The sequence below is a fragment of the Glutamicibacter sp. NPDC055354 genome (genome assembly GCF_053644955.1).
On the sequence record NZ_JBSHMB010000001.1, the window covers coordinates 1,766,571 to 1,779,701 of the forward strand.

The 13,131-nt window shown below is 58.7% G+C and carries 10 protein-coding genes; 5 read left to right on the top strand and 5 right to left on the bottom strand.

Features of this window, described 5'->3' with window-relative positions; all coding sequences use genetic code 11:
* The first annotated feature begins 23 nt into the window (after nt 1-23).
* Both ACWICV_RS08260 and ACWICV_RS08265 read left to right on the top strand, forming a co-directional pair.
* Nucleotides 24-2,153, top strand: coding sequence for a DUF6807 family protein (locus ACWICV_RS08260; protein WP_454090478.1), 2,130 nt, complete (start codon nt 24-26; stop codon nt 2,151-2,153).
* Nucleotides 2,154-2,155: 2 nt separating this feature from the next.
* Complete coding sequence (locus ACWICV_RS08265; RefSeq protein ID WP_454090477.1) at nt 2,156-3,250, top strand: M24 family metallopeptidase; 1,095 nt, start codon at nt 2,156-2,158, stop codon at nt 3,248-3,250.
* Between the two features lie 75 nt (nt 3,251-3,325).
* On the opposite strand, the gene ACWICV_RS08270 is transcribed toward ACWICV_RS08265, so the two are convergent.
* From ACWICV_RS08270 to ACWICV_RS08285, 4 genes are all read right to left on the bottom strand, one after another.
* On the bottom strand, nt 3,326-4,234 hold the full coding sequence (locus ACWICV_RS08270) for an NAD-dependent epimerase/dehydratase family protein (protein WP_454090476.1): 909 nt from the start codon (nt 4,232-4,234) through the stop codon (nt 3,326-3,328).
* Between the two features lie 8 nt (nt 4,235-4,242).
* A complete protein-coding gene (locus tag ACWICV_RS08275) occupies nt 4,243-5,598 on the bottom strand; it encodes a Gfo/Idh/MocA family protein (protein ID WP_105656292.1) in 1,356 nt (451 codons plus the stop codon).
* Between the two features lie 96 nt (nt 5,599-5,694).
* Complete coding sequence (locus ACWICV_RS08280) at nt 5,695-6,675, bottom strand: carbohydrate ABC transporter permease (RefSeq protein ID WP_454090475.1); 981 nt, start codon at nt 6,673-6,675, stop codon at nt 5,695-5,697.
* Nucleotides 6,668-7,594 (bottom strand): carbohydrate ABC transporter permease, encoded by a 927-nt coding sequence (locus ACWICV_RS08285; RefSeq protein ID WP_105656291.1) that lies wholly within the window; start codon nt 7,592-7,594, stop codon nt 6,668-6,670. The genes ACWICV_RS08280 and ACWICV_RS08285 overlap by 8 nt, the downstream gene beginning before the upstream one ends.
* 280 nt (nt 7,595-7,874) lie before the next feature.
* On the opposite strand from ACWICV_RS08285, the gene ACWICV_RS08290 reads away from it, so the two are divergent.
* From ACWICV_RS08290 to ACWICV_RS08300, 3 genes are all read left to right on the top strand, one after another.
* The gene (locus ACWICV_RS08290) at nt 7,875-9,098 is read left to right on the top strand and encodes a mandelate racemase/muconate lactonizing enzyme family protein (protein ID WP_454090474.1); all 1,224 of its coding nucleotides are present in this window, start codon (nt 7,875-7,877) and stop codon (nt 9,096-9,098) included.
* Nucleotides 9,099-9,358: 260 nt separating this feature from the next.
* On the top strand, nt 9,359-10,492 hold the full coding sequence (locus ACWICV_RS08295; RefSeq protein ID WP_105656289.1) for an L-talarate/galactarate dehydratase: 1,134 nt from the start codon (nt 9,359-9,361) through the stop codon (nt 10,490-10,492).
* Nucleotides 10,493-10,558: 66 nt separating this feature from the next.
* On the top strand, nt 10,559-11,272 hold the full coding sequence (locus tag ACWICV_RS08300) for a FadR/GntR family transcriptional regulator (RefSeq protein WP_454090473.1): 714 nt from the start codon (nt 10,559-10,561) through the stop codon (nt 11,270-11,272).
* A 94-nt stretch (nt 11,273-11,366) separates the two neighbouring features.
* Here ACWICV_RS08300 and ACWICV_RS08305 read toward each other — a convergent pair whose 3' ends face one another.
* The gene (locus ACWICV_RS08305) at nt 11,367-12,725 is read right to left on the bottom strand and encodes a GntT/GntP/DsdX family permease (RefSeq protein ID WP_105656287.1); all 1,359 of its coding nucleotides are present in this window, start codon (nt 12,723-12,725) and stop codon (nt 11,367-11,369) included.
* Between the last annotated feature and the right edge of the window lie 406 nt (nt 12,726-13,131).

The following is a 13,131-nucleotide window of genomic DNA, read 5'->3' on the forward strand; positions in this document are numbered from 1 at the left end:
TCGAATATCTCTGAAGGAACACGATGAATCAGCAAGCCACCGCAGCGGGATCTGCAACGACTAGTGCCCTGGCAGCGCCAACTGCTCCTGCGGTGGTGCTGATTGGTCTGAACGGATTCGGACGCCAGCATTTGGCAAATATCCATCGACTCGCAGCCGAGGAGAAAATCACGTTCCTTGCCGGCATCGATCCGGTCGATCCCGGGAAAGAGATTCGCGGCAAGGACACGCACGTGTTCGCCGACTTTGATGCTTTCCTCAGCTCCGGATTAACCCCGGACATCATCATTATTTCAACGCCGATCAGTACGCATGCCGACCTGGCGATGAAGGCCTTGCGTACAGGTGCAGATCTCTACCTCGAAAAACCGCCGACAGCGACCCTGGATCAGTATTCACGCCTACTGCAAGCCGCGGCCGATGCTGGCGCCCACGTGCAGGTAGGGTTCCAGGCCCTTGGCTCGACAGCCTTGAAAACCATAGATGGGTTCTTCGCCGATAACGCGAAGAACTCTCCCATCGGGGCCCTGCGTGCGGTGGGTGCCAGTGGAAATTGGCTCCGCACCACGGGCTACTATGCACGTTCGCCTTGGGCAGGACATCGGAAACTCGACGGCGTCGAGATTGCCGACGGTGTAGTGACCAATCCCCTGGCCCACGCGGTCGCCAGCGCCTTGCACATCGCCGGAGCGCGCAAAGCCCAGGATGTCGCCCACCTGACCACTGAGCTGTATCACGCGCACAGCATCGAAGCAGACGATACCTCCGTGGTGCGCGTGCAAACGAGCACCGGAATCCCCGTCATTGCCGCGCTGACCGTTTGCGCCAGTGAACAGCAGGATCCATGGATCACCATCTATGGCACCGAGGGAACCGCAACGTTGTACTACACCCGTGATGAGCTGCTGGTTCGGCCCAACCCGGACTTGGGGCTTCCAGAATCTTCTGAAATTTTCGGACGAGTCAACCTTCTCGAGAACCTCGTCGAGGTGCGCAACGGCAGCGAAACTGAACTCTTGAGCTCTTTGGCGTCGGCCGGTGCTTTCATGCGCGTCCTCGAGCAGATACGGACCTCGGATGCTCCAACTCAGATCGCAGAAGAGCAGGTTATCCCTGCCGGGGATGGAGCAGATTTCCACCCAGTGATACCGAACATCGAACGATTCATCGACCGGGCGGTGGCGGCGCAGTCCAGTTTCTCTTCACTCGGAGCGCCTTGGGCCTTGCCAGCGAAAACCAGTGGCTCGTTGTCGCTGATCAATCCCGCAACGGGGAAGCAGGGCACCCTTGCGGAGTTGCGGACGGGAGAAGATATTTCCCGCACCAATTCACCGCGTCCCTTCTTGGATAACCTGAAGACCTTCAACGGAGTTGTGGTCAGTGAGCAGCAACCGCTTGACCACACCTGGCATCTAGGTGTCGGGGTTGCATTGCAAGATGTGAACGGGACTAATTTCTGGGGAGGGCGCACCTACACCCGCGACGCCTCACGCTACATATGGCGCGCGGACCATGGACATATCCGCACAGCGTCCAATGCGTTCGCCCGCAATGGCAGCGCTTTGGATTCGCAGCTCGAATGGGTCAGCCACGAACAGGAAATCCTGCTGGATGAGCACCGTTCGATTGAGCTCAATGCATTTGAGGACCATGAAAGCGCCATCACCGGCTGGAGCCTGGATTTCAGTTTCAGGCTCTCGGCGCGCGAACGCCAGGTGTCGCTTGGCTCTCCGGGTACCAACGGCCGTCACAACGGCGGCTACGGAGGTTTCTTCTGGCGTCTGCCGCCAATCGCTGATCCACAGATTTTTACCCAATCGGCTTCCGGGGAATCGCAAGTCCACGGTGTGCACAGTCCGTGGCTCGCTTTCAGTGCCACGTTCTCCTCGGACTCGGTGGCTTTGGCTGATCTTGCTGAAGGCCACGGGGATGCCACCATCATTTTCTGCAGTGAGCATGATGACCCATGGTTTGTTCGCAGTTCTGGATATCCGGGTGTCGGCAGTTCGCTGGCCTGGTCTACACCGGTTGTGCTGGACCCTCAGGAAGCGATAACCCGCCAGGTACGAGTACTCGTGGTTGATGGGAGGGTCCCGGTGCAGACTGTCGCCCTGCTAGCCCGAAAATACGGTTCAGGTTCCAAGGAAGGCTGATTGTGCCCACCACCGCCACTCATGAATACGCAAAGAAGCATGCCCAACTGGTCGAGCTCATCAGAAGCCGCGATGGGCAGTATCTGCTTCTCTCAACCCCCGCTTCGCTTGCCTGGCTCTTGGGCGGTGCCCGCACGCACGTATCTCTTGCGGCACCACCCATTGCCAGGGTTCTGGTTCATGCCCAGGGGTGCGAGCTTGCAACGTCCGTGAGTGAAGCTGCACGGATCCAGCGAGAAGAGCTCGGCAACGTGGAACAAGTTTCGGTGCATGTCACCGCCTGGTACCAGGATCTCGACAATGTCCGAGAATGGTTTCCAGCGGCGAGCGGACAAAAGATCCTCAGCGAGCGGGAAATCGAGTCCGATTTGCGAGTCCTTCGCTCAGCACTCAATGAAACTGAGATTAATAGGTATCGCGCTCTTTGCCGCGACACGGCTGCGCTCATGACCCAAGTGCTGTCGGCCGCCCGTAGCGATGATTCCGAGTTCGACGTGGCAGCCAAGCTGACAGCTGGAGCCGTCGCCCAAGGAGGCGAAGTGCTCGTTGCCTTGGTCAGCGGCGATTCACGTGCCACAGCCCGGCACCCCCTGCCCACCGCGGCCCCGCTCGGAGGCAAAGCCATGGCAGTGCTGTGCGTAAGACGTCATGGGCTCATTGCCAACATCACCAGGTGGGTGCGATTCGGTGCGCCGACGCCTCAGGAACTCTCTGGCGAAGACGACATCCTGGCTGTCGAGGCAGATATCCTTGCGGCAATTCGCCCTGGCGGCGTTCTCGGTGAATTATTGCCCGTCATCCAGGGATCCTACCCGGAGCATGGTTTCGATGCCGGGGAATGGTCGTTGCATCATCAAGGCGGCATTGCCGGCTACAACGGTCGAGATCCCCGGCTCACCCCAGGAGCAACTGATCTCTTCCAGTTGAACCAGGCTTTTGCGTTCAATCCCAGTGCAGCACGCGATGGTCTGGCGTTCAAAGTTGAGGACACCATGCTGCTGACCGAGTCCGGGGATTTTGAGGTTCTCACCTTCGATCCGCTCTGGCCCTCAAACCTGGTTAACGGTTTGCCACGGCCAGCAGTACTTCAACGCTAAGCGCACCCTAAACAATTATTGGCTGGGAAATCCTTTTGAGGTTTCCCAGCCAATAATTTTATGTACCGATGCCTTTTATACGGTGGCGTTCAATTCCGAGCGCCAGCTGCGTTTCGGTTCCCAGCCAAGGACATCTCGCGCTTTCTGGATACTGAAGGCAGGGCTATCCGTGGTGAGTCCCGCTGCGACGTCCTCGAGCTCCGGATAAATCTCTGGGATCAGCTCTGCGAGCGGACGCGTTGCCATGGCATCCTTTGCACCAACGAAGAACACCGAGCCATTCTCTACGCGGTCAAACCGTTCAAGCAGTACCAGCAGGAAATCTGCCACGTCCCGCGCATCAACGTAATTGAATAGCGCAGGCGCTGACAAGCGAGGATCTTGTAGGCGCTCAGCAACAGTGTGTCCCTGCTGCGTTGGAGCGCCGGCCCACTCTTCCTCTGCGATCACATAGCAGGGCCTGAAGGAAGCGAACTTCACCGAACTTGCCGGTCCCATTTTCGCTGCGAACATGGCGGCAATCTGCTCGGCTACGAATTTGGAAAGCCCATAAGCATGCCATGGCTTGGGAACTTCGTTTTCATCAAGAGGCAGCTTCTCCGGCACCCATCCGCCCGGAGAACCATAGCCCATTATTGATGGGCTGGAGGCCAGCACGACCCTGGTAGCACCGGCCTCCACTGCCGCCGAGGTGACGTTATGGGCAATGGTCGCGTTCGTGTGCAGAAGCACCTCTTCCGGGGCCATGAAAGGAACAGCCATTGCCGCGAGGGACACCACCGCTTGCGGAGCAAGCTGCTCGAATAGCGCATGCGTAGCCTTCGCATCCATCAGATCGATGCAGTGATACTCCACGCCATCGAGAGGTTCTTGCGGAATCTGCCTGTCAAGAGAGATCACTTCATGCCCTGCGTGGGAGAACCCCGCGAGCACGGCACGGCCTAAACGCCCTGCTCCCCCGGTGATGACGACTTTTTCACCCATGGCTCCGTTTACACCTTGACCTTCGGTTGAAACGAAATGTCCACGCCCAGGCCAGCACTCCCGACGTCCACGAGCTGCCTGGTTTCCAGCGATTGATTTCCGCAAATCCCGACAGCAATGGCGCGCACACCGTCGATGAATCCGGCTTGCCGCGCATATCCATCCTCGTTGGCTCCGCGGAAGAGCTCTTCGAGCAGTAGCTTGTCGCCGCCACCATGCGATCCATTCGAGTTTTCGATCTGGATCTCCACTGCTTCTTCCCAATGCCGCTGCAAAAGCAATCTCTCGCCTTTCGACCTGGCATTGCCGCTCTGGCCATCATTGCTATATGAAGGATCCACCGGATGCCCGCCGGCCGCGGGCAGTACTGCTGCCCGTTCGACAACGTCCAGTTCCAGGCGTCCTTCCGTCCCGTTCACCGCAACCCGGTATCCTTCCCATGGGCTGTGCGCGTTCAGGGAATATGAAAGCACCGGTCCGTTTTGATACTCAGCAGTCAGGCTCAAATTGTCTTCGATGGTGATCTCGCCATTGAAGACTCCCTGGTCTCGGCGGTACCCATCAAAGTGTTCGTTCTCTAGATAGAGCTTTTCCAACCGCTCATCGCTGCGAAGATCCAAATCAAACGGATCCTTATCGCTTAGCCCGTGGGTACCGCGTTCGTTGGCTTGGCGGCCCCTGAACTCTGCGTTGTCGGGCCCGTAGAACTTCAGCCCTCCTGTTGCAAAGACCTTCTGCGGTGAATCGTCGAGCCACCAATTGACCAGATCGAAATGATGGCTGGACTTATGGATTAGCAAGCCGCCAGAGTTTTCCTTGAGTCGATGCCATCGGCGAAAGTAGTCTGCTCCGTGAACGGTATCCAGCATCCAGTTGAAGTCCACGGATGTGACTTGGCCGATTTTCCCATCGTCGATGGCCTTCTTCAGGGCTGTATTCCGAGGAGAATAACGGTAGTTAAACGTGACCACGATTTCATGGCCGCTTTCTTCCACCGCCCGAGCTATACGAGCGGTGCTCGGCGCATCAATTGTTAGTGGTTTCTCAACTATCACGTCGGCGCCGGCATACAGAGCGGTGCAGATCAGCTCAGCATGCGTGTAGTCCGGGCTCGTGATGATTACCCGGTCAATGTGGCGTTCTCGAATGACTTTGGCCAAGTCTTGCGGGTCAAAGGACCCGACCTTCTCGCCGAAGGTCTGTTCGACTACGTCTTGGTAGTACTCGATTCGCCCCTGGTTTGTATCTGCCAATGCGACAAGTTCAGCGACGTCGCTATGTTCACCGAAGATAGCAGTCAGGTACATTTCGCATCGGTTCCCTGTGCCGATCAGTACGTAGCTGGTGCGTGATGAGCTTCCCATGCGGTTTCTCCTACGATAAGTTTCTGGCGTTTGTGTCTGGTATCGGTCGAGGCCACTGGCCTAGCGCTGTTGTCCTAGGCCAGTGGCATATTCCTGCTATTTGATACCAGTAGTTGCGATGCCCTTGACCAGGTATTTCTGCCCGAAGAGGAAGGCAAGGAATACAGGGACCAACGTGACGATCGACATTGCGAACAGTGCGCCCCAGTTGGATTCTCCGGTGGAGTCTATGAATGCGTTGAGCGCAACTTGCACGGTGTAATTACTCGGGTTGGTGAGGTAGATCAGTGAGGTAAAGAAGTCGCTCCAGGTCCAGATGAACGTGAAGATTGCCGTAGTTGCCAAGGCTGGAACCATAAGCGGCAGGATGATCTGCAGGAAGATCCGTGGATGGCCGGCGCCATCGATTCGGGCTGCTTCATCCATATCCTTAGGGATTCCTCGGATGAATTGGATCATCAGGAAGATGAAGAACCCATCCGTGGCAAGCAGTTTCGGAACGATGATTGGCCAGAAGGTATTGACCCAGCCGATCTGAGAAAACATGATGTACTGCGGAACGATAATCACGTGGATCGGCAGCATGATGGTCATCAGCATCAGCGCGAACATAATCTTCTTGAACTTGAAGTCAAGCCTGGCAAATGCGTATGCCGCCATGGAGCAGGACACCAAGTTGCCAAGGATGCATCCCAAAACCAAAATTGCAGAGTTCATCAAGTACTTGCTGAAAGGTTCAGACAGCGCGTTCCAACCGCTGGGGTAGTTATTCCAGTCCACCTGGGAAATAACCAAACCGGCCTCACGGAAGATCAGGTCGTTCGGGCGGAAGGAGCTAGCTACCATCCACAGCAATGGATAGATCATGACTCCGGCACCCAGGATCAGCAGCGCGTGCTTTAGCAATGAGCGCATTGAAACCTTGAACTTCGGGCTCTTATCTTTAACGGTCTTGCCTCGTTCATCAGTACCGCCAACCGGCGGCTTTTTTCCGAGAAGTTCTTCCTCATCAAGCACGAGTTCTTGCGGTGACCCACCGCGTACTTGCGAATCTGGAAGTGAAGTTTGATTAGTCATCGTAAAACACCCAATACTTAGAAACGAAGAAGTTCACAGCGGTAAATGCACCAACTATGAGCACCAGGAGCCATGCCATGGCTGAGGCATAACCCATATCGAACTGTTTGAATCCTTGCTGGTACAGGTAGAGCGTGAAGAACATGGTGGAATCGGCAGGACCGCCCGATCCATTGGACACGATGAAAGCTTGAGTGAAGTTCTGGAAGGCCCCAATGATCTGCAGGACCAGGTTGAAGAAAATAATGGGGCTAATCATCGGCAACGTGATACTCAGGAACTGCCGCCATTTGCTCGCCCCATCAATGGAGGCTGCTTCGTAATACATCATGGGAACTTGACGCAGACCTGCAAGGAAGATCACCATCGGTGAGCCGAAGGTCCACACGTTGAGCAAGATCAGGCTTCCAAGTGACGTGTTTGGATCGGAGATCCATCCAATGCCTTGGATACCGACCAATTCCAAGAGCTGATTCACCAGGCCGGTGGTCCCGAAAATCTGCTTCCACAGCACTGCGATTGCAACTGAGGAACCCAGCATGGAAGGCAGGTAGAAAATTGAGCGGTAAAAAGAGAGCCCGCGCATTCCCCGGTCAAGCAAGATTGCTACGGCGAGGGCCACTGCCAGCTGCAACGGAACACCGATCAAAACGTAGGTGAACGTGACCCGCAATGAATTATGCAGCCGCTGGTCGTCGAGCATCCGTTCAATGTTCTCAAACCCTGAAAAGGACGGAGCCTGCAAAAGGTTGTAGTCCGTAAACGCAAGATACAGCGACATGGCCATGGGCCCCAGGGTGATAAGGAATAACCCGATCGTCCACGGAATGAGGAAGATATGCGCTGCCTTGTTGTCCTTGGGAGGGACTTTGCGGCCATTGTTCTTGCTGAGGTTCTGCAGTTCGGCAATGGCGCTCATTGACCACTACCTCCTTTCGACGAAACGCGAAGGCAGCCCTTACGAATCGGGACCGACATGAGTGACTCCTTGCTAGAAGCGCTTGGTGAAGATGATTCGAAATCGACTTCAGGAATGCGCTTTCCAATCTCTATTCCTCAACGCTAAACTAAACACCAACGTGAGGTCAACCACACTGGCGAGATAGGTTTGGGGAATCGCCTCGGAGCCACCGCTGGACGCCATCACACGGTGCGAACAGTCGCTGGATGCGTCCATATGAAAATAGGAGATCAGTAAAATGTCGCAGGCCAAAGACGGTTTAAGTGACACTATCGTGTCAATAGAGCTCTATCGGATATCACTGCCTTTTGATGCCGCGCGGCGAAGACAGGAAGATTCCAATGCGGAATCAATCGATGCTTTCAATGCATCATCACGCACGTTGACCCAGATGGAATCATTAATGGTGAAGGTGCAAACCGCGGATGGGTTCACCGGCTGGGGCGAAGCCTTCGGCCACAAATCCAATCCCGTGACATGGGCTGCCCTTGAACAGATCGTGGCCCCCTTTTTCTTGGGGCGTTCATCGGCCCTCGACGGGAGCATTGCCTCGGCCGAATATGCATTCCACGCCTTCGGGCGCACCGGACCCATTCACTTCGCACTATCCGCAGTGGACATCGCTCTTTGGGATATAGCGGCACGTCGTGCAGGACAGACGCTGCGGGAATTCATCAATATCGATGCCCGCCATGAAATCAATGCCTACGCGTCTTTGGTCCACTATGCCGAGGATCCGCAGGAGGTTGCTTTTCATCTTTCCAGGGCTTTGGAACACGGATTCAAGGCGTTCAAAATCCATGAGTCCTCGATTCCAGCCATCAAGGCCGCACGGCAGGCCGTGGGCTCCCACCCGCTGATGGTCGATGTCAATTGCAAGTGGCATCATCCAGCCGAAGCCGGGTCGTCGATTGCTGCCATGGCGGACCTGGAGCTGCTGTGGATCGAAGAACCGATCTTCCCGCCAGATGATTCGCAATCACTAGCCGCCCTCAATGCTCGTTTCGGCAACGTCTCCGGTGGAGAAAACCATTCAGGGGTCCAGGGGCTGACCTCGGATATGGAACTCGGCGCCCTGCAGTTTGCCCAGCCTAGCGTCGGAAAGATTGGCGGACTCAGCGCCATGCTCAAAATTCGCGAGGCGGGTCAACGGCTTAATGTCCATGTGGTGCCACACTGCTTCTACTACGGTCCGGCCCTCCTGGCCACCGCGCAGCTGATCGCCGCAGACCAGGAAGTCCAGCTTGCCAACGGGTCACTCCGTCCGGAATTGGAAATCCCCTTCCTCGGTTGGGAAACCCAGCTCCACCCTTGGCATGCGCCGCATCAGGGGAAGCTCACTAACGAGGGTACGATCCGCCTGCCAACGGAAGCCGGGCTCGGTTTCACTCCGGATCCAGTCGTTCTTGAAAACCATGCCCTCAAGCATCTGGTCTTGACCACTGCGCCTTGCAAAGGGTAAATGATCCGGCAAGGCAATAGCCGCTTCAAGCATCGCGGACAGCCCGCGATTGCCTGGAGCCCCGCCGTCCAGACGGGAACCTGCCGTGGTTTCAAGCACCCGAGCGGCAGCTCCGGGCGCATTCGACCACAGAGAAGAAAGGGGCAGCAGGCCACCGAAGAAAACACTCGAAAAATCACTTGTGTAATAAGTTCCCTACTTATAGAATAAGTAATTAAATGAGCTTACCCCCACAGTGATCCCAACAGGAGATTCCCGCCATGACCTATACCCCCGACGCCATCCGCCACGTCAAGCTTTCAACGGCCCGGTTGCCGCTGGCCACACCGATCTCCGATGCGAAAGTTTTCACCGGTCGCCAGAAGCCAATGACCGAGGTGGTCTTCCTCTTCGCGGAGATCACCACGGAACAGGGCCATGAGGGTTTCGGGTTCTCCTACTCCAAGCGGGCTGGCGGTCCTGCACAGTACGCCCATGCCAAGGAAGTCGCACAAGCGATGATTGGCGAAGATCCAAGTGACATCGCCAAGTTGTACACCAAGCTCCTCTGGGCCGGCGCTTCGGTGGGCCGCTCTGGTGTGGCGACCCAGGCGTTGGCCGCACTTGATATCGCGCTCTACGACATGAAAGCCAAGCGCGCGGGGCTTCCGCTAGCCAAGTTCCTCGGCTCCCACCGCGATTCGGTGCGCACCTACAATACTTCCGGCGGCTTCTTGAACGCCAGCATCGAGGAGGTCAAGGATCGGGCTACCCAGTCCATCGAGGAAGGGATCGGCGGCATCAAGATCAAGGTCGGCCTGCCGGACAGCGCCGAAGACCTGCGCCGCGTTGCCGCAGTGCGCGAGCATATTGGCCCGGATTTCCCGCTCATGGTCGACGCCAACCAGCAATGGGACCGCGCTACCGCATTGCGCATGGGGCGCAGGCTCGAGGAGTTCAACCTCGTCTGGATCGAAGAACCGCTGGATGCCTACGATGCTGAAGGCCATGCGGCCCTGACCGCTGCCCTGGATACGCCAATAGCCACAGGAGAGATGCTTGCTTCGGTATCCGAGCACGAACGCCTGATTGCCGCACGCGCCTGCGACATCATCCAGCCTGACGCTCCCCGGGTTGGTGGCATCACCCAGTTCCAGAGACTGGCAACTTTCGCTGACCAGGCTGGGCTGGATCTGGCACCGCACTTCGCAATGGAAATCCACTTGCATCTGGCAGCAGCGTACCCACGCGAGCCTTGGGTGGAGCACTTCGACTGGCTCGACCCGCTGTTCAATGAGCACTTGGAAACCAAGGACGGCCGGATGATCGTTCCGAACAGGCCAGGGCTCGGCTTCACCCTGAGCGACCAGGCCCGCGCGTGGACCACCGAAACCGCGCAATTCGGCACCGCCTGAGTCCCCATGACTGGACCTTCGCGCCGGAACCGCCTGCTAGGCGGTTCCGGCGCTTATCCTTTAAGCATGCACAACGCCAAACCCAATCTGGCATCGGCCTTGGTCGGGCACCTGCGCGCGCAGATCAGCGGCGGGGCCATTCCTCCGGGACAGAAGCTGCCCAGCGAGAACGAGCTGATCGCCGAGCACGGGGTATCGCGCACCGTGGTCCGCGAGGCCATTACCCGGCTGCAGGCCGAAGGGCTGGTCTACACGCGGCGCGGCGCGGGCAGCTTCGCTTTGACTCCTCCACCGCCCGCCGAGCCTGCCGCTCAAGCACTGGTTCCGCGTACCGTCGAGGAACGCCGCCAGTTGATCGAGTACCGGGTGGGTTTCGAGACCGAGGCCGCCGCCGTCGCGGCCCGCTCCCGCACCGCGCAGGATTTGTCCGCAATGGACCAGGCCCTGCGGGGCTTCGAGGCAGCAGCGGGCAATGCGGCGGTGAGCATGACCTGCGATTTCGAGTTCCACCTGGCCGTGGCCAGGGCTACCGGCAATCCCTACTTCGGCCAGGCTGTGGAGAATTTCGGTCCCTCCATGATCGCGATGCCGCGCGGCCGGCTGGATTCGGCCGACACGATCACCGCCGACCGGCTGGGTTCGGTGGCCGCAGAGCACCGCGCCGTGCGTGATGCCATTGCCTCCGGCGACCCGCACATGGCGGCCGCGGCCATGCGCATGCATCTGGGCAACTCCATGCTGCGGCTGCAATCCGAAGCGGGGCTCGGCCCCGCGCTTTAGGGCCGGGACGCGGAAAAGACCTCCGGCTGGCCGTGGCAGCTGCCATCAGCTCCATGTCGCCGAGAGGTCTTTCCTTCAAAGTTCCGTACCGGGCCTAGGTGATCACCAGGTCCAGTGCGAAGACCCCGAGCAACCCGAGTACCGCCAACGTCGTGGTGTAGGTGGTGCGCACCGCGAGCGCCTGCCCGACATTGAGGTTGAAATACTCCTTGAACATCCAGAAGCCCGGGTCGTTCACGTGGCTGAAGGCGATCGAGCCGCAGGCGGTGGCCAGCACCATCAGCTCAGGCGACGCTCCGGTGGCCGCGACCAGCGGTGCAGCGATGCCGGCGGCGGTCGATACCGCCACCGTAGCTGATCCCAGCGCGATGCGCAGGATCACCGCAATGATCCAGGCCAGGAACAGCGGGCTGAGATTCCACCCCGCAGTGGTGTCCGCAATGTAGTCGGCAATGCCGGCGGAAACCAACACCTGCTTGAAGGCACCGCCGGCACCGATGACCAGCAGGATCATGGCCATGGCCCGCGCGGCCTCGCTCATCGACTTGGCGACCTGCGCCATGGAACGGTTGTTCAGCGGGCCGAAGGCGGCAATCGCCACCAGCAGGGCGATCAGCAACGCAATTTCCGCCGAGCCCAGCAGCGCGAGCACATCGTCGGCCTCCTCGCTCAGCGTCACGGTCATGCGCAGGATTTCCGAACCGGCAATCAGCACGATGGGCAGCAGCGCCACCAGGAAGGACAAGGCGCCCGAGGGCAGCTCGTCGTCGGCGAAGTCCTTTTCCGCGAGCAGCCCCGAGGGCATCTGCGGGTTCATCTGCCGCACGAAGGACAGCCGCGGCCAGGCCATCGCAATGGCCACACCGGCCGGAATGGCGATGAGCAGGCCGTAGGCCAGCGTCAATCCGACCGATGCGTTGTACAGCCCGGCCACTGCGGTCGGACCCGGGTGCGGGGGCAAGAAGGAATGCATGGTGGACAGCGAAATGGACATGGGCAGGCCCACCCACAGCAGGTTGACCTTGGTGGCGCGCACCAGGGTGAAGGCGACCGGCACCAGGATCACGAACGCGACCTCGTAGAACATGGTCACGCCGATCAGCATCGCGGAAATAATCATGGCCCACTGCACGCCACGCTCGCCGAAGACCGAGAGGATCTTGCGGGCAATGCGCTGCGCCGCCCCGGCGTCGCCCATGACGCGGCCAATCATGGCACCCAGGCCGATGACGACGGCGGTGCTTCCCAGCTGCCCGCCCAGGCCCTCGGTGATGATCTCCGGGATGTCAGCGACGCCCGCGGGCTCGCCGTCCACGCTCAGCGATCCGGTGGCGACGGCCCAGAAGGCCACGAGGGTGGCGACGAGGATCAGGGCGATGAATCCGTTGAGCTTGAACCTCATCATGAGGATCAGCAGCACGACTACCGCCAGCGCTACGACAAGCAGGGGCATAAAGGGGCTCCGATCTGGGGAATACTTTGGAAAAGGGTGGAATCTCGGCATCGCGGGTGGCGGCGAGGTCTTGGGTTTACGTGAGCAGCCGCATATCGCCATGTGCCTGTAGTCACGTTAGTAAGCCGGGATCGCTCCCGTCCAAGACTCGATCCGCATGTTTTGATACCCAGCCGGCATCGCGTTGCGTGCCCGGGTGGCGGCCATCCCCGCGATCCCGCGACATTCCGGCACTCCGCGCCCGGTAGCGCATTCGGCTCGGCGTTTCGGCGCTCCCCGGGAACCATTCATTGAGTGACGAGCCTCACAATAGTTGAAGCGCTGCAACCATTGAGGAGCCACCGGACCGTGGACGCGCAAAGACCGCGGAAGGCTTCCATTGAAGCCTTCCGCGGCCCTTGGCAGC

Bases quoted from the DNA above. Each gene is read 5' to 3' on its own strand.
- ACWICV_RS08260 (WP_454090478.1), top strand. From the start codon at position 24: ATGAATCAGCAAGCCACCGCAGCGGGATCTGCAACGACTAGTGCCCTG.
- ACWICV_RS08270 (WP_454090476.1), bottom strand. From the start codon at position 4,234: ATGGGTGAAAAAGTCGTCATCACCGGGGGAGCAGGGCGTTTAGGCCGT.
- ACWICV_RS08275 (WP_105656292.1), bottom strand. From the start codon at position 5,598: ATGGGAAGCTCATCACGCACCAGCTACGTACTGATCGGCACAGGGAAC.
- ACWICV_RS08280 (WP_454090475.1), bottom strand. From the start codon at position 6,675: ATGACTAATCAAACTTCACTTCCAGATTCGCAAGTACGCGGTGGGTCA.
- ACWICV_RS08285 (WP_105656291.1), bottom strand. From the start codon at position 7,594: ATGAGCGCCATTGCCGAACTGCAGAACCTCAGCAAGAACAATGGCCGC.
- ACWICV_RS08290 (WP_454090474.1), top strand. From the start codon at position 7,875: ATGTCGCAGGCCAAAGACGGTTTAAGTGACACTATCGTGTCAATAGAG.
- ACWICV_RS08295 (WP_105656289.1), top strand. From the start codon at position 9,359: ATGACCTATACCCCCGACGCCATCCGCCACGTCAAGCTTTCAACGGCC.
- ACWICV_RS08300 (WP_454090473.1), top strand. From the start codon at position 10,559: ATGCACAACGCCAAACCCAATCTGGCATCGGCCTTGGTCGGGCACCTG.
- ACWICV_RS08305 (WP_105656287.1), bottom strand. From the start codon at position 12,725: ATGCCCCTGCTTGTCGTAGCGCTGGCGGTAGTCGTGCTGCTGATCCTC.